This is a genomic window from Pseudomonas sp. MWU13-2100, assembly GCF_023242365.1.
Taxonomy (GTDB): Bacteria; Pseudomonadota; Gammaproteobacteria; order Pseudomonadales; family Pseudomonadaceae; genus Aquipseudomonas.
On sequence record NZ_JALLIX010000020.1, the window covers coordinates 86,646 to 107,810 of the forward strand.

At 59.4% G+C, this 21,165-nt stretch carries 24 protein-coding genes and 1 pseudogene; 10 read left to right on the forward strand and 15 right to left on the reverse strand.

Annotation, left to right across the window (positions count from 1 at the left end):
* Positions 1 to 75 precede the first annotated feature (75 nt).
* The 5 genes and pseudogenes from phoU to M5B99_RS15805 all read left to right on the forward strand — a co-directional run bounded on the left by phoU (position 76) and on the right by M5B99_RS15805 (position 3,654).
* Positions 76 to 837, forward strand: a complete 762-nt coding sequence (phoU, locus tag M5B99_RS15785) for a phosphate signaling complex protein PhoU (RefSeq protein WP_121135576.1) — start codon at positions 76 to 78, stop codon at positions 835 to 837.
* A 158-nt stretch (positions 838 to 995) separates the two neighbouring features.
* Complete coding sequence (locus M5B99_RS15790) at positions 996 to 1,922, forward strand: response regulator (RefSeq protein ID WP_248804916.1); 927 nt, start codon at positions 996 to 998, stop codon at positions 1,920 to 1,922.
* 248 nt (positions 1,923 to 2,170) lie between these two features.
* Positions 2,171 to 2,394 (forward strand): annotated as a pseudogene (locus M5B99_RS15795) (hypothetical protein).
* The gene (locus tag M5B99_RS15800; protein WP_248804917.1) at positions 2,391 to 2,696 is read left to right on the forward strand and encodes a helix-turn-helix domain-containing protein; all 306 of its coding nucleotides are present in this window, start codon (positions 2,391 to 2,393) and stop codon (positions 2,694 to 2,696) included. Before M5B99_RS15795 ends, M5B99_RS15800 begins: the two are co-directional and overlap by 4 nt.
* 64 nt (positions 2,697 to 2,760) lie before the next feature.
* Positions 2,761 to 3,654: a peptidoglycan DD-metalloendopeptidase family protein gene (locus M5B99_RS15805; protein WP_248804918.1), complete on the forward strand. Its 894-nt coding sequence runs from the start codon at positions 2,761 to 2,763 to the stop codon at positions 3,652 to 3,654.
* A gap of 133 nt (positions 3,655 to 3,787) precedes the next feature.
* On the opposite strand, the gene M5B99_RS15810 is transcribed toward M5B99_RS15805, so the two are convergent.
* The 3 genes from M5B99_RS15810 to phoB all read right to left on the reverse strand — a co-directional run bounded on the left by M5B99_RS15810 (position 3,788) and on the right by phoB (position 7,387).
* Positions 3,788 to 5,131 carry a hemolysin family protein gene (locus tag M5B99_RS15810; protein ID WP_248804919.1) on the reverse strand — a complete coding sequence of 448 codons (1,344 nt, stop codon included), beginning with the start codon at positions 5,129 to 5,131 and terminating at the stop codon, positions 3,788 to 3,790.
* A gap of 136 nt (positions 5,132 to 5,267) precedes the next feature.
* Positions 5,268 to 6,590: a phosphate regulon sensor histidine kinase PhoR gene (gene phoR / locus M5B99_RS15815; protein ID WP_248804920.1), complete on the reverse strand. Its 1,323-nt coding sequence runs from the start codon at positions 6,588 to 6,590 to the stop codon at positions 5,268 to 5,270.
* Between the two features lie 107 nt (positions 6,591 to 6,697).
* The gene (gene phoB, locus M5B99_RS15820) at positions 6,698 to 7,387 is read right to left on the reverse strand and encodes a phosphate regulon transcriptional regulator PhoB (protein WP_003176964.1); all 690 of its coding nucleotides are present in this window, start codon (positions 7,385 to 7,387) and stop codon (positions 6,698 to 6,700) included.
* Positions 7,388 to 7,541: 154 nt separating this feature from the next.
* On the opposite strand from phoB, the gene M5B99_RS15825 reads away from it, so the two are divergent.
* Positions 7,542 to 7,919, forward strand: coding sequence for a hypothetical protein (locus tag M5B99_RS15825; protein WP_248804921.1), 378 nt, complete (start codon positions 7,542 to 7,544; stop codon positions 7,917 to 7,919).
* Between the two features lie 145 nt (positions 7,920 to 8,064).
* Here M5B99_RS15825 and ubiA read toward each other — a convergent pair whose 3' ends face one another.
* Together ubiA and M5B99_RS15835 are read right to left on the reverse strand one after the other, a co-directional pair.
* A complete protein-coding gene (gene ubiA / locus M5B99_RS15830) occupies positions 8,065 to 8,955 on the reverse strand; it encodes a 4-hydroxybenzoate octaprenyltransferase (protein WP_248804922.1) in 891 nt (296 codons plus the stop codon).
* Positions 8,955 to 9,518: a chorismate--pyruvate lyase family protein gene (locus tag M5B99_RS15835; RefSeq protein ID WP_248804940.1), complete on the reverse strand. Its 564-nt coding sequence runs from the start codon at positions 9,516 to 9,518 to the stop codon at positions 8,955 to 8,957. Before M5B99_RS15835 ends, ubiA begins: the two co-directional genes overlap by 1 nt.
* Positions 9,519 to 9,721: 203 nt before the next feature.
* Here M5B99_RS15835 and M5B99_RS15840 point away from each other — a divergent pair, with 203 nt between their 5' ends.
* The 3 genes from M5B99_RS15840 (at position 9,722) to M5B99_RS15850 (ending at position 11,545) form a co-directional block, all read left to right on the forward strand.
* Positions 9,722 to 9,889 (forward strand): rubredoxin, encoded by a 168-nt coding sequence (locus tag M5B99_RS15840; RefSeq protein ID WP_248804923.1) that lies wholly within the window; start codon positions 9,722 to 9,724, stop codon positions 9,887 to 9,889.
* Between the two features lie 43 nt (positions 9,890 to 9,932).
* The gene (locus M5B99_RS15845; protein WP_248804924.1) at positions 9,933 to 11,081 is read left to right on the forward strand and encodes an NAD(P)/FAD-dependent oxidoreductase; all 1,149 of its coding nucleotides are present in this window, start codon (positions 9,933 to 9,935) and stop codon (positions 11,079 to 11,081) included.
* A gap of 188 nt (positions 11,082 to 11,269) precedes the next feature.
* Complete coding sequence (locus tag M5B99_RS15850; RefSeq protein WP_040071769.1) at positions 11,270 to 11,545, forward strand: HU family DNA-binding protein; 276 nt, start codon at positions 11,270 to 11,272, stop codon at positions 11,543 to 11,545.
* A gap of 202 nt (positions 11,546 to 11,747) precedes the next feature.
* Here the strand turns inward: M5B99_RS15850 and M5B99_RS15855 are convergent, their stop codons facing one another.
* The 4 genes from M5B99_RS15855 to M5B99_RS15870 form a co-directional block, all read right to left on the reverse strand.
* Positions 11,748 to 12,005: a hypothetical protein gene (locus tag M5B99_RS15855; protein ID WP_248804925.1), complete on the reverse strand. Its 258-nt coding sequence runs from the start codon at positions 12,003 to 12,005 to the stop codon at positions 11,748 to 11,750.
* A 71-nt stretch (positions 12,006 to 12,076) separates the two neighbouring features.
* Positions 12,077 to 12,358 carry a hypothetical protein gene (locus tag M5B99_RS15860; RefSeq protein ID WP_248799116.1) on the reverse strand — a complete coding sequence of 94 codons (282 nt, stop codon included), beginning with the start codon at positions 12,356 to 12,358 and terminating at the stop codon, positions 12,077 to 12,079.
* A 2-nt stretch (positions 12,359 to 12,360) separates the two neighbouring features.
* Positions 12,361 to 16,821, reverse strand: coding sequence for an RHS repeat-associated core domain-containing protein (locus tag M5B99_RS15865; protein WP_248804926.1), 4,461 nt, complete (start codon positions 16,819 to 16,821; stop codon positions 12,361 to 12,363).
* Between the two features lie 199 nt (positions 16,822 to 17,020).
* Positions 17,021 to 17,359 carry a hypothetical protein gene (locus M5B99_RS15870; RefSeq protein ID WP_248799118.1) on the reverse strand — a complete coding sequence of 113 codons (339 nt, stop codon included), beginning with the start codon at positions 17,357 to 17,359 and terminating at the stop codon, positions 17,021 to 17,023.
* A gap of 172 nt (positions 17,360 to 17,531) precedes the next feature.
* On the opposite strand from M5B99_RS15870, the gene M5B99_RS15875 reads away from it, so the two are divergent.
* Positions 17,532 to 18,020 (forward strand): transcriptional regulator, encoded by a 489-nt coding sequence (locus tag M5B99_RS15875; protein ID WP_318654571.1) that lies wholly within the window; start codon positions 17,532 to 17,534, stop codon positions 18,018 to 18,020.
* On the opposite strand, the gene M5B99_RS15880 is transcribed toward M5B99_RS15875, so the two are convergent.
* The 6 genes from M5B99_RS15880 to M5B99_RS15905 form a co-directional block, all read right to left on the reverse strand.
* Entirely contained in the window at positions 17,986 to 18,450 is a 465-nt protein-coding gene (locus tag M5B99_RS15880; protein ID WP_248804928.1) for a PIN domain-containing protein, read from the reverse strand. The genes M5B99_RS15875 and M5B99_RS15880 overlap by 35 nt on opposite strands.
* Positions 18,447 to 18,737, reverse strand: coding sequence for a hypothetical protein (locus M5B99_RS15885; RefSeq protein ID WP_248804929.1), 291 nt, complete (start codon positions 18,735 to 18,737; stop codon positions 18,447 to 18,449). The genes M5B99_RS15880 and M5B99_RS15885 overlap by 4 nt, the downstream gene beginning before the upstream one ends.
* Before the next feature lie 168 nt (positions 18,738 to 18,905).
* Entirely contained in the window at positions 18,906 to 19,331 is a 426-nt protein-coding gene (locus tag M5B99_RS15890) for a hypothetical protein (protein WP_248804930.1), read from the reverse strand.
* Between the two features lie 94 nt (positions 19,332 to 19,425).
* Complete coding sequence (locus M5B99_RS15895; RefSeq protein ID WP_248804931.1) at positions 19,426 to 19,827, reverse strand: immunity 22 family protein; 402 nt, start codon at positions 19,825 to 19,827, stop codon at positions 19,426 to 19,428.
* Between the two features lie 67 nt (positions 19,828 to 19,894).
* A complete protein-coding gene (locus M5B99_RS15900; RefSeq protein ID WP_248804932.1) occupies positions 19,895 to 20,356 on the reverse strand; it encodes a hypothetical protein in 462 nt (153 codons plus the stop codon).
* A gap of 2 nt (positions 20,357 to 20,358) precedes the next feature.
* A partial coding sequence (locus tag M5B99_RS15905) for an RHS repeat-associated core domain-containing protein (RefSeq protein ID WP_248804933.1) occupies positions 20,359 to 21,165 on the reverse strand: 807 nt, incomplete at its 5' end.

Below are 21,165 nucleotides of genomic sequence, written 5' to 3' on the forward strand. Positions count from 1 at the left end.
ACGGGCAGCCTGAGCATATTCACAATTCGGCTTGAAGCTTATAGCTTGAAGCTTGCAGCTTTCGCGGAGCGACACATGATTGATAAAGACGGTCTCACCCATCACATTTCCGCGCAGTTCAACGCGGAACTGGAAGAAGTACGCAGCCACCTCCTGGCCATGGGCGGTCTGGTCGAGAAACAGGTCAACGATGCGGTGACCGCGTTGATCGAAGCCGACTCGGGCCTGGCCCAGCAAGTGCGCGAAATCGACGACCAGATCAACCAGATGGAGCGCAACATCGACGAGGAATGCCTGCGCATTCTCGCCCGTCGCCAGCCTGCGGCCTCCGACCTGCGGTTGATCATCAGCATCTCCAAGTCGGTGATCGACCTGGAGCGCATCGGTGACGAGGCAACCAAGATCGCCCGTCGCGCCATCCAGCTGTGTGAAGAAGGCGAGGCACCGCGTGGTTATGTCGAGGTGCGCCATATCGGCGACCAGGTGCGTAACATGGTCCGTGACTCGCTGGATGCCTTTGCTCGCTTCGACGCCGAACTGGCGTTGTCGGTGGCGCAGTACGACAAGATTATCGACCGCGAGTACAAGACCGCCCTGCGCGAGCTGGCGACCTACATGATGGAAGACCCGCGCTCGATCACCCGGGTGCTGAGCATCATCTGGGTGCTGCGCTCCCTGGAGCGGATCGGCGATCACGCACGCAACATCTCCGAACTGGTGATTTACCTGGTGCGTGGCACCGATGTCCGGCACATGGGTCTCAAGCGCATGCGCCAGGAAGTTGAGGGTACCTTGTCCGAAACTGCTAATGTTCCCGGTGAAGCTGACGATAAGTAAGATTGCCCGAGAGAAACGCCCGGCCTAAGGTCGGGCGTTTTTGTTTGTGGCGTACGAATTTACGCGCACCCGCGAACGAAAAGTCCCGGTGTGACCAATCGCTGTTGGCAAATAGCCATTAGTCAGTATGCTAGCCGGGATTTTCAGAGGAATGGTCAATGAGTAAAGTCAGTGTGTTGGTGGTGGATGACGCGTCGTTCATCCGCGATCTGGTGAAGAAATGCCTGCGTAACTACTTCCCGGGCATCCGGATCGAAGACGCTGTCAACGGTCGCAAGGCCCAGGCAGTACTGGCCCGCGAAGCGTTCGACCTGGTGTTGTGCGACTGGGAAATGCCGGAAATGTCCGGTCTGGAGTTGCTGACCTGGTGCCGCCAGCAGGACAACCTCAAGACCATGCCGTTCGTCATGGTGACCAGCCGTGGCGACAAGGAAAACGTGGTTCAGGCGATCCAGGCCGGTGTTTCCGGTTATGTCAGCAAGCCTTTTACCAATGAACAGCTGCTGACCAAGGTCAAGCAGGCGTTGCACAAGGTCGGCAAGCTCGACACCTTGATGAACAGTGCGCCGACCAGGGCCAATTCGGCCTTTGCCAACGACTCCCTGAGCGCCCTGACCGGCGGCCGGTCTGAAGTGGTCAGCCCGGCGGCGCAAGCCCCTGCCGCGGTACCGTCCAAAGGCCTGCTCAGCAGCCCGCCGGTGCGTCCGACCACCGCGGCGTCGCCGGCCGGCGCGGCAGCGGCCTCGGGCGGTCGAGGCCAGGGCCAGTTGCGCCTGTCCAGCGGCACCCAGCAGTGCGTGATCAAGGCGCTGAGCATCAAGGAAGCCTTGCTGGTGGTGCGCCGTACCGAGGTCCTGCCGCAGGTGCTGGAGAACGCGGTACTGGATCTGGAGCAGGGCGACAACGCCGAGATCGCCCGCCTGAATGGCTATCTGCATGCGATCGTCGCCCATGAACCGAAGCCGGACAGTGAATGGCTGCAACTGACCTTCCGCTTTGTCGACCAGGACGCCCAGAAGCTGGACTACATCTCCCGCCTGATCGCCCGCGGCACCGCACAGAAGCACTTCGTTCCCGGGGCTTGATGCCCACCTGACGGCGTGGTGGCTTTGCCCATCGCGCCGTTTACCTGACCTTCCTTGCATGCTGATCCCGGCCTTCGAAACGCCTTTCGTCCGAATCCTTTTGCTCGGATTGTTTTATATCTGTTTCGATATAAACTGTTTAAGAACCACTGTGCAAGGTGAGCTTGCAGCCAAGTCTTGAAACAACCTCGCACCACGGAACTCCCGCCCATTGATTAGGCTTTTCCTGTCAGTAACAGGAGAAATCGATGCCAAGGCACAAGGATGTGGTGTCTGTAGGGAGCTCACTCAGGGATCTCAAGGCGTTCCCGCTGGATGCGCGAAGGGCGGTCGGTTTTCAGCTGGACCTTCTGCAACAGGGTGAAGCGCCTTGTATGTCCTTCACGTCTTCAGGAACACCACCCGAAAGACGGAAACCCGGGATACTGAACTGGCACGGGCCAGACTGCAGGAGATAGGAACAACGCTATGACCGACCTGATCAAGACTGAACGTTTCGCCTCTGTCTGGGATGCCCTCGAGGACACCCCGCGGGAGGCCGCCAATATGCGCCTGCGCTCCAAGTTGATGATGGAGCTGATCAGTCGCGTCAATGCCTGGGAGCTGTCGCAGAAGGACGCGGCCAAGCGCCTGGGGATCACCCAGCCGAGGCTCAATGACCTGCTGAACGGCAAGATCGACAAATTCTCCCTGGATGCGCTGGTGAACCTGTCCGAGCCGGCTCAATTGAACGTCGACCTGTGCTTTGGTCCCGGGGCCATCCAGCTGGCGTGATTCACACAAATGCCCTGGCCACCTGCTAGTCTGGTCGCCATGTTTCATTCGGCGACTCTCGCTTATGTTCCTGCGTCTGCTGCTTTCCTGTGGTCTGTTGATGGCCGCCACCTCGGCTGCGGCCATGACCATCTACAAGTACACCGATGCCAATGGGGTGGTCTCCTACAGTGACCGGCCGGCGCCGGGTGCCCAGGTATTCGTGTTTCGTGATCGGATGGTCGAGCACCTGGAGCGTCAGGTCCGCCTGGATATCCGCAAGCAGAAGGGAGCCGATGAGGTCTACGTGCGCAACGACCTGTATGCCCCGGTGGAGATCGAGCTCGGTTTCGCTGCCTTGAGGAACGTCAGCGGCGCCCCGCAGTCGATCCGCAAGGTCCTGCCGGCCCGCAGCAACCAGCGTCTGGCGTTGCTCACGCCGCTCCAGGCCGGCGAGCCGATGCGCTACGTCCCCAGGTTCCAATACTTCCTTGGCGATCCTTCAGGGCAGGCTCAGGGCTATCGTTACCCATTTCCCTGGCGCGGCGGGCCGTTTCGCCTGACCCAGGGACCGAATGGGCAGTACAGCCACTTCGGCGCCAAGAGCCGTTACGCGATGGACATCGCCATGCCGGTGGGCACGCCGATCGTCGCGGCGCGGGGCGGGGTGGTGATCAAGACCGAGAACGATCAGAGCGGCGGCGGCAAGAACCCTTCGGGCAACTTCGTACGGGTGTTGCATGACGACGGCACCATGGGTGTGTACCTGCACCTCAAGCAAGGCTCGGTGAGCGTGCGCGAAGGCCAGCGGGTGGAAGTGGGCAGCCCGCTGGCGCTGTCGGGTAACACCGGCAACAGCACCGGGCCGCACCTGCACTTCGTGGTGCAGCGCAATACCGGGATGGGGCTGGTGTCAATTCCCTATCAGTTCAGCCAATCGCTGGAGGTGTTGCCGAACTTTGCCCTGAGGGGCAAATAGGAAGGCTTGAAGACGCCACGAACCCTGTGGGAGCCGGCTTGCCAGCGATGAGGCCACTGGGCCTTGCATCGCCTTTGCGGGCGCGATCACCAGCAAGCCGGCTCCTACAGGATGTATTCCAGTCCCGAGGATATCAGTCGAGCTTGAGGACCTTGGCCAGGATGATCTTCGGTCCTTTCATCTTCTTGATGATGATGCGCAGGCCTTCGACTTCCAGCACTTCTTCCTCTTCCGGCACCCGCTTGAGGGTGTCATAGACCAGCCCGGCGAGGGTCTCGGCTTCGATATGGTCCAGGTCGATGCCCAGCAGGCGTTCGACCTTGAACAACGGCGTATCGCCACGCACCAGCAACTTGCCCGGCTGATAGGCGAGGATGCCACGTTCGGTCTTGCGGTGTTCGTCCTGGATATCACCGACCAGCACTTCCAGCACGTCTTCCATGGTCAGGTAGCCGATCACCTTGCCATCGGCTTCCTCCACCAGGGCGAAGTGCGAGCCGCCCTGGCGGAACTGTTCCAGCAGGCGCGACAACGGCATATGCCGCGACACCCGCTCCAATGGCCGGGTCAGCTCCGCGAGGTTGAACGACTCGGGAATATGGTCCAGGGCCGCCAGTTCCAGCAGCAGGTCCTTGATGTGCAGCAGGCCGACGAATACGTTGCGCTCGGCGTCGTACACCGGATAACGGCTGAACTTGTGGCGACGGAACAGCGCGAGGATTTCCTTGAGCGGCGCATTGCAGTCCAGGGTCACCAGGTCTTCCCGGGAGTTGGCCCAGTCGACCACTTCCAGTTCGCCCATTTCCACCGCCGACGCCAGCACACGCATGCCCTGGTCGCTGGGGTCCTGGCCACGGCTGGAGTGCAGGATCAGCTTGAGTTCTTCACGGCTGTAATGGTGCTCGTGATGCGGGCCGGGTTCACCTTGGCCGGCGATCCGCAGGATGGCGTTGGCACTGGCGTTGAGCAGGTAGATGGCCGGGTACATGGCCCAGTAGAACAGGTACAGCGGCACGGCGGTCCACAGCGATAGCAACTCGGGTTTGCGGATCGCCCAGGACTTGGGCGCCAGCTCGCCGACCACGATGTGCAGGTAGGAAATGATGAAGAAGGCGGTAAAGAACGACACGCCCCTGATCACTTCGGCGGAATTCACGCCGACCGCGCCGAGCAGCGGCTCCATCAAGTGGGCGAAGGCCGGCTCACCGACCCAGCCCAGGCCCAGGGAGGCCAGGGTGATACCCAGCTGGCAGGCGGACAGGTAGGCGTCCAGCTGGCTGTGCACGGTGCGCAGGATCTGCCCGCGCCAGCCGTTCTTGTGAGCGATGGCCTCGACCCGGGTCGAGCGCAGCTTGACCATGGCGAATTCGGCCGCAACGAAGAAACCGTTGAGCAATACCAGGATCAGAGCGAAAAGAATCATGCCGAAATCGGCGAAGAGCGAAGCGAGGGTCAAGCTACTAGGGGAAGGATCCATGATGGAGTTTTACGGGTTCCGTATTTCAATTTGAAGTAGGTGTTCAGGTGCCTGAAAGGCAGGCATAAGTCATCCAATGTAGCGGCAGATGTGCCTGTTGCCTAGTGGCCTGGCTCGGTGGCGTCCCGGCAAGGTGCTAGGCGGGCTGGCTTTTGCTGCTTGAACGGGTCACCTGGGCCGGCGCGAAGTGACAGGTAAAGGTGCTGCCATGACCCAGGACGCTGCTGATTTCCAGGCGCGCGCGATGGCGCAGCAGCACATGCTTGACGATCGCCAGGCCCAGGCCGGTGCCGCCGGTGTTGGAGTTGCGACTGGAGTCGACCCGGTAGAAGCGTTCGGTGAGGCGTGGCAGGTGCTTGTTGTCGATGCCGATGCCCGAGTCCTGCACACTCAGGTGCGCGCCGTGCTCGTCGCCCCACCAGCGAATGCGGATATTGCCTTCGGCCGGGGTGTATTTGACCGCGTTGAACACCAGGTTGGAGAACGCGCTGCGCAGCTCCGCCTCGCTGCCCTTGAGGCGGATGGCGCCGTCTGCTTCCAGGGTGATGGCCTGGTTGCGTTGTCCGGACAGGGCCTGGGCGTCGTTCTTGATCGACTGCAACAGCGTGTCGATGCGCACCGGCTGGTTGTCCGACGGGTAGTCAGTGGCTTCCAGCTTGGCCAGCAACAGCAGGTCGTTGAGCAGGGTCTGCATGCGGCTGCCTTGTTGCTGCATCTGCTGCAGGGCGCGAACCCAGCGCGGGTTCACCTCTTCGACGTTGTCGAGCAGGGTTTCCAGGTAGCCGGAGATCACCGTCAGCGGTGTGCGCAGCTCATGGGAGACGTTGGCGACGAAGTCCTTGCGCATCTGTTCCAACTGATGGATGCGAGTGACATCGCGCACCAGCATCAGGTGCTCATTGTTGCCGTAGCGGGTGATGTAGAGCTGGATGCGCATCCGGTCGTTGGTCGGCGAAGGGATTTCCAGCGGCTCGGCGTAACTCTCCTGCTCGAAGTATTCCTTGAAGCGCGGATGACGCACCAGGTTGGTCACCGGCTGGCCGCTGTCCTGCGGGGTCTTGAGGCCCAGCAGGGTTTCGGCGGCGCGGTTCCACCATTCCAGGTTGCCGTCGCTGTCGAGCATGATCACCGCGTCCTTGAGGGCGGCGGTGGACTCCTGGACCCGGTCGATCACCGCTTGCAGGCGCCCGCGCACGCGCTGGTCGCGGCGTTGCAGGTGGTAGATGCTGTCGAATACGTCGCCCCACAGGCCGTAGCCGTCCGGCGGCGCTTCTTCGGGTTTGTGCTGGCGTAGCCATTGGTGCAGGCGCAGCAGTTGCTTGAGGGTCCAGCCCAGGTACAGCGCCAGGCCCACGGCCAGGCTCCAGCCGTAATAGCCGCTGGCCAGGCCAGCCACCAGGCAGCCGGTCACCAACAACAACAGATGGCGGATCAGGGTGCCATGCCAGTTTTGATTCACTTCAACATGCGTCCTTGGAGGCGAAGCCGTACCGAGCGGCGAGCTTCAACGCTGCAAGTTTGAAGCAGCTCGGTTACCGATGTATGGCGGATCGTGTGCAGCCGTTCTCAACCCTTGGTGGAGAAACGATAGCCGGTGCCGCGCACGGTTTGTACCAGATTCTCGTAGGCATCGCCCAAGGCTTTGCGCAGGCGGCGGATATGCACGTCGACGGTGCGTTCCTCGACATAGACATTGCCGCCCCAGACCTGGTCCAGCAACTGGCCACGGGTGTAGGCGCGTTCCTGATGGGTCATGAAGAACTGCAACAGGCGGTATTCGGTAGGGCCCATTTCCGCCGGCTTGCCGTCGATGGTCACCCGGTGGCTGATAGGGTCGAGCAGCAGGCCACCGACTTCGATGGGGGCTTCGCCGTCGGTCGGACCGGCACGGCGCAGCACCGCTTTGAGGCGTGCCACCAGTTCCCGTGGGGAGAACGGCTTGGTGATGTAGTCATCGGCGCCGACTTCAAGCCCCTGGATCTTGTTGTCCTCTTCGCCCTTGGCGGTGAGCATGATGATCGGGATGTCACCGGTCAGCTCGTCGCGCTTCAGGCGCCGGGCCAGCTCGATACCCGAGGTGCCGGGCAGCATCCAGTCGAGCAGGATCAGGTCGGGTTTGCGATCGACGATGATCGCATGGGCCTGCTGGGAGTTTTCCGCTTCCAGGCAGTCATAGCCGGCCATTTCCAACGCCACGGCGATCATCTCGCGGATGGGCGCTTCGTCGTCGACGATCAGAATGCTCCTGCCAACCATATCCCTTCACCCTCTTGTCATTTAACTGTCTTGCGCCGCATTAGATAACGAAATTATTGCAGTCATGTGACAGCTTTTTTCAGCAAGCCGCAATGGTCATATTCATGGGCTACGCTGGAGGTTCGAATCCTACAACCACAAAAGGAAGGTTCTCATGACTCACTCTTCGTTTTCGTTGAAAGCCCTGATGGTAGCGGCGGCGCTCACGCTGCCGGCCCTGGTTTTCGCGGCCGAGCCGGCCATGATGAAAGACGGCAAGATGGTCGATGGCAAGGGCATGACGCTGTACACCTTTGACAAGGATGCCAACGGTAAATCCATGTGCAATGGTGATTGTGCCAAGAACTGGCCGCCGATGATGGCCCCTGCGGACGCCAAGCCCGAGGGCAAGTGGACGGTGATCAAGCGCGACGACGGCATGATGCAGTGGGCGCATGACGGCAAACCGATGTACAACTTCAAGATGGACGCCAAGCCTGGAGACGCCATGGGTGATGGTAAAGGCGGCATGTGGCACATGGCCAAACACTGATTCACCACCGTCCCTTGTAGGAGCTGGCTTGCCAGCGATGGCGGCCGATCAGGCGATGCAAGGCTCAAGGCCCTCATCGCCGGCAAGCCGGCTCCCACAGGTTTCGCGGTCGTCTGGGCGTGTGTGTCGTTTCGACTTCGCTTGATCAACGCACCGCGTAATCCAGCACAACCCCCAGGAAAATCGCCAACCCCGCCCAGTGGTTGTGCAGGAACATCTTGAAGCAGAGCTGCGGGTCTTTGCTGCGAGTGACCCAGAATTCCCAGACAAAACAGGCTGCGGCCACCAACAGGCCGATATGGAACCAGCCCCCCAGCTCGAACCGCGCCCCGGCCAGCAGCAGACAGCCGAGCATCAGGCCCTGCAGGGTCAGGATAATCGCCCGATCAGCCTCGCCGAACAAAATGGCGGTGGATTTCACGCCGATCTTCAGGTCGTCCTCGCGGTCGGTCATGGCGTAATAGGTGTCGAATGCCACCGTCCACATCAGGTTGGCGATATACAGCAACCAGGCCGTGGCCGGCAGGCTGCCGGTCTCGGCGGTGAAGGCCATCAGGATGCCCCAGGAATACGCCGCGCCCAGCACCACTTGCGGGTAATAGGTGTAGCGCTTCATGAACGGGTAGCAGGCCGCCACCGCCAGGGCACCGAAGGACAGCCACACCGTCGTCGCGTTGGTGCACAGCACCAGCAGGAAACTGGCCCCCATCAGCAGGGCGAACACCGCCAGGGCTTCCTTGCCGCTGATCCGCCCGGCCGCCAGGGGGCGTTGCTCGGTGCGTTTGACGTGGCCGTCGACCTTGCGGTCGGCGAAGTCGTTGATCGCACAGCCACCGGCGCGGGTCAGGATCACGCCGAGGCTGAAGATCAGCAGGTTGCCCAGCGACGGCATACCCTTGGCCGCGATCCACAGCGCGCTCAGGGTCGGCCACAACAGCAGGTAAATGCCGATGGGCTTGTCCATGCGGGTCAGTTGGAGAAAGTCCCAGGCCCGTGGGTGCAGACGATTCATGGATTTGAGCAGGTTCAGGTACATCAGCAGTTCTCCCCACAGGCACTGACGGCGTGCCACAGGCTGGGCAGGAAAATCTCCGCCACCAACAGGCTCAGCGGCCCGCGATTGAAGCGTGAGCGACGACCCCAGAGGTTATCGGCGCGATGCTCCAGGGGCAGCCAGGGCGCCGGGTAATGACAGACCTCGATGGCCTGGCGCTCGAATGCCTCATCGCAGAACAGCAATTCGCCCAATGAACGGCTACCCAATTCATCCATATTCAGGCCGCCTTCGCGCAAGGCACTCTGTGCCGCGACACTGCGGGCGAACACCCAAGGCTGGCCATGACCGCGCAAATACACTTCGCGCACCCAACCCGGGCTTTCACTCGGCAACTCCAGTGCGGCGCACTCGTCGTCGCGTAGCGGTTGCCAGCCTTCGAACAGCGGCGTGACACTGAAAGCGTTATCGGAAAGTGCTGTAAGACGGCGGGTAAGGGACCCTTCGTCAAATAACCAGTCGAGGGTTTGCGCGCCTGGCGGGGTGGTCAGCCGGCTCTGCGTGAGCCAGGCGGGAGACGCTGGAACGGGGGCTTTGTGCGGCACGATGGGCAGTTGATTGGCAGCCAGTGAGGCGCCGAGCTTATCACAGGCGGTCCGGCCGTTTAGAGCGCCCGGCACATCAGCGCTGTCGATCGTGCTTGCATCGGCGGGCTTCGATCAGTACAAAACGCCCTGAGCCGGACGGCAGCGCTGCACCTATCGACTGTCCGTGCCGTCAAACGCCTGGGAACCGAGGAAGTAACGAGATGAAGAAGTGGCAATGTGTGGTCTGCGGGCTGATCTATAACGAAGCCGACGGTTGGCCGGATGATGGCATCCTCCCCGGGACTCGCTGGGAAGACGTCCCGGCTGACTGGCTGTGCCCGGACTGCGGCGTCGGCAAGATGGATTTCGAAATGATCGAAATCGGCTGATTGATCAATTTTTAAGCAGATAGCAACGGATTTGGAGAAAGGAATGAGCGCACCTGTCGTGATCGTCGGTACCGGGCTTGCCGGATACAACCTGGCCCGGGAGTTTCGCAAGCTCGACAGCGAAACCCCGCTGCTGCTGATCACCGCCGATGACGGGCGTTCCTACTCCAAGCCCATGCTGTCCACCGGCTTTGGCAAGAACAAGGACGCCGACGGCCTGAGCATGGCTGAGCCCGGGGTCATGGCCGAGCAGCTCAAGGCCGAGATCCGCACCCACACCCGCATCAGCGGCATCGACCCGGGCCACAAGCGCCTGTGGATCGGCGAGGAAGCGGTGGGCTACCGTGACCTGATCCTGGCCTGGGGCGCGGAAACCGTGCGGGTGCCGGTGGAAGGCGATGCGCCCGAGGCGATTTTCCCGATCAACGACCTGGAGGATTACGCGCGCTTTCGGGCAGCGGCGGCGGGCAAGCAGCGTGTGCTGCTGCTGGGGGCCGGTTTGATCGGCTGTGAATTCGCCAATGACCTGATCCTCGGCGGTTATCAGGTAGAACTGGTCGCACCTTGCGAACAGGTCATGCCGACGCTGCTGCACCCGGCGGCGGCCGCGGCTGTGCAAGCCGGCCTGGAAAGCCTGGGGGCGCGTTTTCATCTGGGTCCGGTGCTGACGCGCCTGCAACGCAGCGCCGATCATCTGGAGGCGCACCTGTCGGATGGCACCACGGTGCCCTGCGACGTGGTGGTCTCGGCCATCGGCCTGCGCCCGCGCATCGACCTGGCGGCGGCGGCCGGCTTGCAGGTCAATCGCGGGGTGGTGGTCGACCGTCACCTGAAAACCTCCCATGCCAACATCTACGCCCTGGGCGACTGCGCCGAGGTCGATGGCCTGAACCTGCTGTACGTCATGCCGCTGATGAGCTGCGCCCGGGCGCTGGCCCAGACCCTGGCCGGCAATGCCACCGCAGTGAGCTACGGCGCCATGCCGATCACCGTGAAAACCCCGGTGTGCCCGCTGGTGGTGTCGCCACCGCCGCGTGGCAGCGAAGGGGTATGGGCGGTCGAAGGGCAGGGCGCCGACATCAAGGCCTTGTGCCGTGACACCAGCGGTCGGCTGCTGGGCTACGCCCTGACTGGCGCCGCAGTGATGGAAAAGCTGGCCTTGAACAAGGAACTTCCGCCGTTGCTGGCGTAAATAGCGGTCCTTCTGTCGTAAACACCCGGTTCTTGCCCCTACAAAGGTCGTAACGAGACTGGCGCGGGGCCTTGCCTCGTGCCATTCTCACTCCCGTCTGCCGCAGAGTAGAGCCTGCGGCGCTTTGGGCGCTGTTCCGGAAGAACAGCACGGACATAACAACAAAAAACCGTCAAAGAGGCTTCATTATGCGTAAACCAGAACTCGCCGCTGCTATTGCTGAAAAAGCGGACCTCACGAAAGAACAGGCCAGCCGCGTGCTCAACGCCGTTCTTGAAGAAATCACCGGCGCGCTGCACCGCAAAGACAGCGTCACCCTGGTGGGTTTCGGCACCTTCCTGCAGCGTCATCGCGGTGCCCGTACCGGCAAGAACCCGCAAACCGGCGAGCCGGTGAAGATCAAGGCCAGCAATACCGTCGCGTTCAAACCGGGCAAGTCGCTCAAAGATAGCGTCAACCCGTAAGCGTCAGGTACCACTCCCGGAGCAACGGGGGCTGTAGAAAAAATGGGCACGCCGATAGGATCGGGTGCCCATTTTTCATTCTGGCGGTGCTGTCGCAAGCTCCGCTCCCACATCAGGGACGTGTTCCGCCATCAGAATATCGTCGTGCCCAGCCTTTGTGAGCGCCGGTTTGTCGGGACGCCGCGTCGCGGCGATGGTGGTATCAGGAGGGCGGCAGGGCGGCTAAGCAAGTGGTTGCCGCATCGACCACCGCTTCTAGCCGGCTTTCCTCGGTATCGGAAAAGTTGCCGTATTGCGCCATGGCCCGGCAGGTCGAGAGCCGTTCCAGGGCCTCGCGAACGTCGCCAGCGGCGCTGAGTTCAACGGCCTTGTCGATAAAAAACGGTACGGACTCGTTGCGGCTTTTGCGCAACTGCGCGATCAGCCTGTCCAGGGCGGTCAATAAAACGGTCAACGGCATTACCAGGGCACTCCCGGTCCGTGTAGAGGCAAGGCCGGGGCGATCGGTTGTCCATTTTTCATGCCGGCGATTCAGGGCATGCGCATCAGCGCCGTGCGCAGGCGCCGAATCAGGATCGGGTCGCCCAGGCATTGCGTGGGCGTCAGGTTATCCAGTGCCGGGACAGATTGCTCGAGCCACCACAAGCTTTCCTTGAGACCTCTCTTGCCATAGAGGATTACGGCCATGTCCAGATGTCCGTCCATGGCGGAGGCCAACTGCCGTGCCTGGTCGTCGAGATAGTCCTCCTCGTAGAGGGTGACCAGCGCTTGCCAGCTGGCATCGCCGGGATAATCGTTTTCCAATTGTTCCATGACTAGAACCCATCGAAGGCAATAAGGTTAGACCCGGTGGGATTTCGGGCAGAAGGGGCCAGTATTCCATCATAGCCGCTGGCCTTGGCCCAACTGCCCACCTGATGGGTCACGTCGTATTTGGAGCCGGTAATGTCTTTGAGTGACACGCCCAACTGATTGCGGACCTTGGCGTTGGTCAGGTCCAGTACATTGTCGAGTTGGACTTTCTTGCTCACCAGTATTCGTGTCGACAGGTCGACTTTCCAGTGGGTAACTTCCGCCATGGCGGTCTTGCGCGAGTTGGCCCCGTAGACGCCGCCTAGTCCGGCATTGGTGTAGCGGTGGGTCGCCGCAACGTTCCACTTGTGGGCCGTCCAGGTGGTGCTGACCCGGCTGGGTTCCTCGAAACGATACACGGTGCGTTTGACCTTTCGGCCGGGCGGCGGTGTACCGCATTTCATCAGACCCAGCGGGTCGCTCCAGCCTTGCGGGTTGGGGGCATACTGGTAGGCATTGAGGCCACCGGCCAGACCCATGGGATCCGGTGTGGTGAAGCGTCCTATATCCGGGTCGTAGAAGCGGAAGGTGTTGTAGTGCAGCCCGGTTTCACGGTCCAGGTACTGGCCCTGAAAGCGCAGGTTCTGCTCTTCGATGTAATAGGGTTCGCGCACTTCTTCGACGGTGGCGCCCCAGACCCGGTAGCGTGCCTGCCACACCATCGTGCCATCGGCTTCGGTCAGTTGCCGTGGCAAGCCGCTGGGATCATTCTGGTAGTAGCGCACCTGTTGGTGCGCGCCATGTCCATCCACCCGCGCCAGCGGCTCATAACTGTCGTCCGCGTAGAGGTAAAGGCTGCCCTGGTTGTTCTTGTGCTCCTGGAGCAGTCGGAGTCCATCCCAGGTGAAGTGAGTTTCACCGAGCAGGTTACCGTTGCGATCATGTTCGGTTTTGCCGATACGCCGTCCCAACGGGTCGTAGCGCATGCGCACCAAGGTTTCTCGCGTGCCCTCCTGGTTGCGCACCTCTGTCAAACGATGCTCGGCGTCATAGGTAAAACGCTGTATCCGATGGCCAGCGCTGCGTTTCTCGATCATCCGCCCGAAGGCATCATAGCGATATCGCTTGTCCTGGTAGCTCAGCAGTGTGTTGTGCGCCACTCGACCGGTCCCGGTCGGCGGGCTGTCCAGCAGGTTGGCGGCGGCGTCGTAGGCGAAAGTTTCGCGCAAGCCCTGGACGTTGTCCTGGCTTGCAACGATCCGGCCCGTGGCATCGTAATGCAATAACTGGCGGTGCTCGCCACCGGGTTGCCGGTCGATCCGGCCGATCAGGTTGTCACTGAGGTCGTAGTCGAAATGTTGTTGCACCGATGCCGGTAGTTGTGTGGGCTGTCCGGTTGGACGGCGCGACCTTGCGCGCAGGCGCCCACTACGGTCGTACTCGCTGCGGGTACTGAGCCGGCCCTGAGTACGCAGCACTTCGCGGTGCAGACTGTCGCGCTCGAAGTCGCTGATGAGCTGCCCGTCGAGGTTGATCTGGTGCAGATGGCCGCTGCCGTAGTACAGCCGATTGAGCCATCGGCCATCGGGTAGCTGCGTCTGGACCAGATTGCCCAGCTCGTCATAATGATGCTGCAGGCAGCCCGCCGCGCTCCGTTCTTCCAGCAATTGGCCGAGGGCATCATAGGCGAAACCGAGTGTTTGTTCGTTACCGTGGTTATCGGTAAAGGTGGCGGCACTCAGTTGGTCCAGTGGGTCATAGCTATACTCGGTGCGCCCGTCATCAGTGACCTTGGCGATCAGGCGCCCACAGGCATCACGCTCGAGCCGATGGATAACAGGCCTCACGAGGGGCGCCGGTACTGATGCTGGTTTGCCGCCAGGCGCGGGTATGAACTGCACGACGCTGACTTGGTTCAATGCATCGTAATCGAAGCGGCGGGCGCTGCCGTCCAGATCCCGTTGCTCGGTCAGGCGATTGCTGGAATCCCAGGTAAATTGGTAGCGCTCAGCGTTCTCGTTGGTCAGGGCCAGCAAACGGCCGTACTGGTCGTAGCTGAATTCGATCTGCCGTCCCTGCGCGTCGATCCGCTGGCACACCTGGCCGCGTCGATCATAGCGGTAGTGCGTGGTGTGCCCTTCAGGATCGGTATAGCCACTCACCTGTCCCTCGGCATTGCGCTGATAATGATCGGTACGTCCGTCCGGCCACTGGCTGCCGAGCAAGCGGCCCTGGGCATCGTACCGATATTGGGTACGTTCACCGAGGGCATCGGTGACGGTGTCGAGCAAGCCGCGAGCGTCATAGTTCAGCCGCGTGGGATGGCCTGTGCAGTCGATGTGCTCGACCACCTGACCGAAACTGTTCCAGCGCAGTTTCTTGCTCTTGCCGGCAGGGTCGATGATTTCCACCGTCTGGCCGTGGGCATCGTGACGATAGCGCGTGACTTGCCCCAACGGGTCAACTTCCCGTATGCAATTTCCACGCGGATCATAATGGTAGTGCCAACTGTTGCCGGCGCTATCGGTCTCCACTCGCGGCAGCGCCCAGTGTTCCAGCCACACGGTCGATTCGCTGCGCCCCAGTGGATCGACGGTTTCACTGAGGTTGCCGGCTTCGTCGTAACTGAACTGGTACTGTCCGCCCAAGGGGTCGGTCGCCCCGAGCAACTGGCGTTCATCGTTCCAGTCGAAGGACCACGTATGACCCAGCGCGTCGGTGTAGCGGGTAATCTGGTGCTGTGGGTTCCAGTGGCGGGTGCTGACTCGCCCCAGACCGTCGGTGACACGGGTGATACCAGCGTCCAGATCGTAGTCGAAGCGATAGTCATCGCCATCGTCGGTCCAGTGTCGGATGACGCGCCATTCCCGCTGCTGGACCCTGGCCCACTGGTAAAAACAGCGCAGGCCGACGGGCAGACGATGTTCGCTCAGACGCCGGTCGGCATCGTAGGCGAAACTCCGCTGTACGTGCCCGCTGGTATCGCGGACTTGCGCCAGATCGCCCTGCGCATCGTAGTCGTAATGCACCAGTAATTCGCGGGACTGGTCGAGGTGGATTCGTTCGATCCGGCTGATCCGGCGTGGCCATTGCGGCGCGTAGCTCAATTCCACCTGCACCAGGTCGAAGGTATCGCGTAGCCGCTCAAGACGTCCTGATTCGTCATAGTCGAGGAAGAGGCGGTTGTCGTTGCGGTCACCCAATTGACTCAGGCGCAGACGGCCAGGCTCGCATGGATCCGGTTCGAACAGTCGGTAAAGGCCTTCGTCGCTCTCGATCAGCAATTGGCCATTGCCATGGCGCCGGACGCTCAGGCCTTCACCCGGACTGAACACCGCGCTGCCGAGTGCAATCGAGCCCATGTCGATGCGGCGGGCCTGCTCGTCGATATAGATCAGTTGCTCGCCCCCTTCGGGGTGAGAAGTTATCTCGACACAAACTTCATACGGTACGCTCCAGCCCGCACCGAACAGCCCATTGCGGCGCTCGTCATGGCTGTTGTAGAACCTTTGCCACTCCAGAGGCAGCAGCCCCGGCAGGGCGAAATCCAGGTCATCCAGGCCACCCAGGACCTTGGCGCCGGTGGCGGCGTGTACCGGATTCGGCGAACCGGCGATGGCCTTGGTCAGCGCGCCGATGGCCTGGCTGGTGACGAAGGAATTGACCCCGGCCAGCAGCATGCACGGCAGGTTGCTGAGGAACTTGCCCTTGCTGCCCTTGAGCATCATCAATGCGGTGATGGCCAGGCCGACGCCGGGCGTCTTGCCGCTGCGGATCTCGCGTACCACCACCGAGCCGCCGCCGATGGTGACATTGGGGGAGATCAGTCCAGACGATACGACGGTGGCATCACAGGTGCTGCGGTCGCCGCTGCGCACGGCGGGTTGGCCGTTGATGCTGACCTTTTTCGAACCTTCGGCGAGAAACTGCGGCGGCATCGGTGGATGCTTGGTGCAGGTCAACAGGTCCAGCGGTTTGGGCACGGCACCGGGGGCGGGCGTTGCCACCGTAGGGCGCCACATCTGGGCAAAGAAACCCTTGGCGATATCCAGGTAGCTGGCTTCCTGAGGTGGCTCGCTGTCCGGCGTACCGGCCGCTTCGACATGGGACGGCACGGCGCCGGCGGCGCGGGCTGCTGGAATCGAGTTGATCAGGGTGTTGCTGGAGCCGCTGAGGATGGTGGCCTGTACCGTGGGCGGGAAGAGCGCGTTGCCGATGCCCTCGCACAGCTTGCTCAGGCCCTTGTCGGTGCCGGTCTTGCTCATCGCCACGCCGACAATGACCCCGACCACGGCACCGAGCACACAGGCCCCAAGCCCACCGGTGGCGACGGTGATCCCGGTAGCGGCGACCACGGCGGCGGTGGCCAGCGCGGTGATTGCCACGTTGGCCGCGACTTCGAGCACGCCGCCGAGAATATCGGCCAGCATCGAGGTATGGGATAACGCGTCACCCAGGCGGGCCGCCCAGAGCGGGTCAGACATGAAAGGTCATCGACAAGTGGTCCATCATCAGGTCAAGAGCGGTGCGGAGTATGAATGATCTGATGTTGGCGGGAAATTATTCCTACTGTGATTGTGGGGGTGGATCACAGTTGTAGAGCAAATAGCGGGTGCACGTTCTCACAAACGCCGCACCCGCTTTTGTAGGAGCCGGCTTGCCGGCTCCAACAAGGGCTGCATTTCAGCCTGCGTTCACCTGAAGCAGCTGCAACGGTGCGTGTCTCTCGCCGGCCTCGATGAGCAGCCCATCGACCTTCTTCAGCGCCGTCAACAAGCTCCCCACGCTGCGGGCATTGAGCCGCACGCCATCGGTGAAAGCCTTGTTGATCGACACCATGACACTGGAAACGCTCTCGTCCGCCTGAGCTTCCAGCAAATTGTCCCGCAGGTGGGTAATCAGCTCCTTGAAATGTGGATCGTCCAGGGAAAGGGGGGCTCCCAGATCGTGCTTCTTCAGGGTGCTGATCAGCAACCCCAAGGCCACGCTGGCCCGCATCAACGCTCTTTCTCGTGCATCCATTCGCTGTCTCCTGTGTCGAGGTCCGGCTCTAGTGACGCCTGAAGGATAGACCACGCTGGGGATGGTGCTTTTGAAGGGGCGGGTGAGCGACGACTGGTCTGGTGGTAGCACTCTGCGCCAGAGCGTTTCATTGTTTTTCCGATGGGGCCGCGCGGGGTTTCGATCATTTAGGATGATGGTTTGGATATTTGAAAAATATCTGATTCTCGTAGAGGGCATTTCCGCCATGTTTGAAAAGCTGAACGATCAGGTAGCAAGCTCTGCTCGGTTGTTATCCGCATGCCATGAAAAAGTCAAAGATAACAGTGATCTTAAAGATCGAATGACGTTGATTGATGAACTTTACTCATATGCGGACAGTGAAGATCATGCGGCTGCACGTTTTGCCGAGTTAGTGGTTGATCGTGTGTATGAGTATGAAGCTGAGACGGTTTTGATTCCTTGTTCTTCGCAATCGCAAGCGTTGGCCTTTTTGATGGAGGAACGAGGGATCAAGCAAATGGAACTCTCTACTATTGCGAGTCAAACTGTAGTGTCTGAAATTTTGAATGACAAAAGAAATATGACCGTTGCACAGATGAAAGGGTTTTCCGAGTTTTTCAGCGTTCCTGCTGGATTTTTTATGTTTATGAACGGGAAAGAAAAGTCCGATGGTGAGTAAAGTTTTCTGACCGCAGTCCCCGCTCTAATGCGGCGATATGCAGGTCCAGATCGACCGTCAGTATCAGCCCAGAGTCTGCGGGGAGTTCGAGTATGCCTGCGTCAGTCAGGCCGAGCTTGAGGAAATGGGCCGATTTGGCTGTCGTGATCGACTCAGGTCGATGCTCAGTCGCTGATGCTATGAAAGCTGCCAGCAAGTGGCGAATATTATGCTTATGAGGTTCAGATGTGTACCACAGCAGGTTGCTGGCTTCGGTTAGCACGCTTGTAGTGACAACGATTTCATGGTCATCAATAAACAACATGAGGATTTCAAAATCCTCCGGGCTATAGTCGCCAAGCCTTCTATGGTTTGGAATGTATTGTGGGTCGTAAAGTCCCACGATTAGCAAAACCAAAAGATTGGTATCGATGATTATCTTGTTCTTCATTTTTTCTCTAGCATTCGATCTTTTATCCACAAGGCATCGCCACTGTCCTTGTCGATACAAACGACTTTATAGGCTCGCTGGGTTGCCATCAGTGCTGCAATGCCGGCCCCTAGGGCTGCTCCACCTCTATTGATGGTAGGGCGCTCAAATCCGACAGTAATCAAATAGTTTTCATTTGAGTCACGGGCAACCTCTTCAAGCAGTACATTGGAAATGTCCTGAACTGAAAAAAGTTCGATGATGTTGTTAACAGCCATTTGGACGGCTTCTTTAATTTTGATACTCATTTCATCAGCTCCAATGCATTCAGCCAAAATGATGCATTACTAACCAGTATAAAGCTACTCGGAGCAGTGATCCCGGTAACGGTCTGAAAAAAGCAGCTTGATCGTTACCGGAATTTTCAGGGGATACGGATCAGGCTCTGATTACCCGAGCCTCCTCATGTCCAGGTGCTACAAGGGCGATGCAGGATGAGACGGGGGCGAGCCTTCCAGCAACGCATCCACCACCGCCCGAGCGACTTCCACCGAATGCAGCATGCCCCAGAACAGCGCCCGTTCGACGGGGTTGGTATGCAGGCTGATTTCGTCGCCATTGAGTTCAGCCGTTTCGAGCAGTCGCGACACGTAGGTCAGCGCATCCTGGGCATTGATGCCTGGTTGGATGGCAAACAGCGTGGGCTTGCAGGGATCTTCGGGGATGACGGGTTTGGAGGAGGTGAACGCGAGGGTATCGAGCAGCCGAGGTGTGCCTGAAAGTGCCGATTCGGCCTTGTCTAAAGGACCATTCGGAATTCTGCACAGGTACGTCTCTTTATCAGCGGTGCTAGGGGCTTTGCGAGTGGTCGGCGGATCGGGGGTGATCTTCTTACTAGTCATGGAGACTCTCCTATTCCTGTCTCTCGGTAAAAGATGGGCGAAAATTTCAATAGATCTGACACCCTCCGATCCGCACATTGCATGGTGAATCAATTCAGTCACCTTTGAATAAGCCGATATATTTCAGACCGTTGTAGTGCTCTTTAATGGGTTGTTTGATAACCAGATCCGCATCCTGATACCAAAATATTGCATTGGCCTTTTTAATGCCCAGCGCTTCACAGCCCTTTTTTACTAGAGGTAGTTCGTCTTGATCAACGGCGGCCTCGACGAGAATTTCATCCAACGAAACTTCCTTGTCGCAGCGCGGTATGATGCCTATGAAGTCTTCGTCATACCAAAGCGTACCGATGTCTTTACAAAACCCGCAGAGCTTATAGCTGGGGTCGTCAAAGTCACCTTCAACGGAATAGTCCTGTTTGAAGTAGTCCATGTACTCAGTTTCTGGAGCGAAGTTGCTTCCGATCCAGACATGAACATTGTTGTCATTCAGCATGCTTAAGTACCTATGCGTTTTACAACGATAACGCATCATTGATGCGAGGGCCTTTGCTTCTGCGGACTCACCCCAGCCAAGATGAAAAATCGGCGACATATACCTCTTCAAGAATTAACTCTTGAGGTATATCTGCAATGCTATCGGCTATCTCGTCATAGGGGGAAGGCAGCGTGTAGCAAAACCCAAAGTCATCATCTAGAATAATGACTCCATTGAAAATTCGTTGACGTTTTGTAAGTTTCTGTACCTGGGAAAACGACATGCCAGTGGAAAGCATACCTTTGTAGAGCCCTTGATAATTAGCGTTGCAGGCAATTGAGCATATTTCGCCATCAGGAAGGGTAGCCACTATAATAGTGCCGTCCACCACATAGGCCGATCTCACCTCACCATCTGGCAGATTATATTTTTTTACCTCGACTCTATGATTTGCATACAGCTCATCAATATAGGTGGAGATATTCTCCTCCAGCACTATATTTGCTGCGCAGCGCATGGATTTTATGTCTGCGGTGAAATCGATCATTTTTAAAGCCCACCGTTCATTAAGTTGCCATTGACATACACCGGGGAGTCTTTGATCAAATCATAATTTTGGAAATTACCGTGCCCAATCCTACCGAACACGACTTCTTCCCCGGATTTATTGAGTTTATACACTTTCCAGTAATCATTCCCGTGGATGTTGGGTTGGGTTGGGCTACCTCCTGGATGGTAGTCAAGCTCATAGGTGGCGCCGGATTTTGTAGTGCGAACAAATTGAACATGTTGAATGGCGTTGGATCGCTTTGCTTGTGGGTAGGTTTTTGTCCAGCCTCGGGCTGTGAGATATCCCTCGACGTCAGCAGGCTTTTTCCCCGACAGCTTTCCAACCCATCTTTTGGTGATTGTATTTTTTCTGGCAAAGCCTTTTGGCGAGCCACAGCTTAGACCCAAGGGGTCGGCATAGCCTGTGGGGTTCGGCGCGTAGGCATATAAATTGATCCCGCCAGCGATCCCTATCGGGTCCGGCGTCGTAAACCGTCCCACATCCGGATCATAGAACCTGAACGTGTTGTAGTGCAGCCCAGTCTCCCGGTCCAGGTACTGGCCCTGGAACCGCAGGTTCTGTTCCTCGATGTAATAGGGTTCGCGTATCTCCTCGAGGGTGTTTCCCCACACCCGATAGCGGGCTTGCCACACCGTGGCGCCATCGGCTTCGGTCAGTTGTTCGGGCAGGCCGCTCAGGTCGTTGTGGTAGTAACGGACTTTCTGCAAACCGCCGCTGCCATCGACCCGCGCCAGCGGTGCATAACCGTCGCCTTCGTAGAGATAGAGGCTGGTCTGAGTGTTCTG

Excerpts from the sequence above, each read along its gene's own strand:
- ubiA (WP_248804922.1), bottom strand. The coding sequence starts at position 8,955 with ATGTACCTGAACCTGCTCAAATCCATGAATCGTCTGCACCCACGGGCC.
- M5B99_RS15860 (WP_248799116.1), bottom strand. The coding sequence starts at position 12,358 with ATGGAACAATTGGAAAACGATTATCCCGGCGATGCCAGCTGGCAAGCG.
- M5B99_RS15880 (WP_248804928.1), bottom strand. The coding sequence starts at position 18,450 with ATGAAGAACAAGATAATCATCGATACCAATCTTTTGGTTTTGCTAATC.
- M5B99_RS15825 (WP_248804921.1), top strand. The coding sequence starts at position 7,542 with ATGACTCACTCTTCGTTTTCGTTGAAAGCCCTGATGGTAGCGGCGGCG.
- M5B99_RS15810 (WP_248804919.1), bottom strand. The coding sequence starts at position 5,131 with ATGGATCCTTCCCCTAGTAGCTTGACCCTCGCTTCGCTCTTCGCCGAT.
- M5B99_RS15845 (WP_248804924.1), top strand. The coding sequence starts at position 9,933 with ATGAGCGCACCTGTCGTGATCGTCGGTACCGGGCTTGCCGGATACAAC.
- M5B99_RS15805 (WP_248804918.1), top strand. The coding sequence starts at position 2,761 with ATGTTCCTGCGTCTGCTGCTTTCCTGTGGTCTGTTGATGGCCGCCACC.
- phoU (WP_121135576.1), top strand. The coding sequence starts at position 76 with ATGATTGATAAAGACGGTCTCACCCATCACATTTCCGCGCAGTTCAAC.
- M5B99_RS15800 (WP_248804917.1), top strand. The coding sequence starts at position 2,391 with ATGACCGACCTGATCAAGACTGAACGTTTCGCCTCTGTCTGGGATGCC.
- M5B99_RS15855 (WP_248804925.1), bottom strand. The coding sequence starts at position 12,005 with ATGCCGTTGACCGTTTTATTGACCGCCCTGGACAGGCTGATCGCGCAG.
- phoB (WP_003176964.1), bottom strand. The coding sequence starts at position 7,387 with ATGGTTGGCAGGAGCATTCTGATCGTCGACGACGAAGCGCCCATCCGC.
- M5B99_RS15875 (WP_318654571.1), top strand. The coding sequence starts at position 17,532 with ATGATGGTTTGGATATTTGAAAAATATCTGATTCTCGTAGAGGGCATT.
- M5B99_RS15850 (WP_040071769.1), top strand. The coding sequence starts at position 11,270 with ATGCGTAAACCAGAACTCGCCGCTGCTATTGCTGAAAAAGCGGACCTC.
- M5B99_RS15885 (WP_248804929.1), bottom strand. The coding sequence starts at position 18,737 with ATGAGTATCAAAATTAAAGAAGCCGTCCAAATGGCTGTTAACAACATC.
- M5B99_RS15840 (WP_248804923.1), top strand. The coding sequence starts at position 9,722 with ATGAAGAAGTGGCAATGTGTGGTCTGCGGGCTGATCTATAACGAAGCC.
- M5B99_RS15895 (WP_248804931.1), bottom strand. The coding sequence starts at position 19,827 with ATGCTGAATGACAACAATGTTCATGTCTGGATCGGAAGCAACTTCGCT.
- M5B99_RS15900 (WP_248804932.1), bottom strand. The coding sequence starts at position 20,356 with ATGATCGATTTCACCGCAGACATAAAATCCATGCGCTGCGCAGCAAAT.
- M5B99_RS15865 (WP_248804926.1), bottom strand. The coding sequence starts at position 16,821 with ATGTCTGACCCGCTCTGGGCGGCCCGCCTGGGTGACGCGTTATCCCAT.
- M5B99_RS15790 (WP_248804916.1), top strand. The coding sequence starts at position 996 with ATGAGTAAAGTCAGTGTGTTGGTGGTGGATGACGCGTCGTTCATCCGC.
- M5B99_RS15870 (WP_248799118.1), bottom strand. The coding sequence starts at position 17,359 with ATGGATGCACGAGAAAGAGCGTTGATGCGGGCCAGCGTGGCCTTGGGG.
- M5B99_RS15890 (WP_248804930.1), bottom strand. The coding sequence starts at position 19,331 with ATGACTAGTAAGAAGATCACCCCCGATCCGCCGACCACTCGCAAAGCC.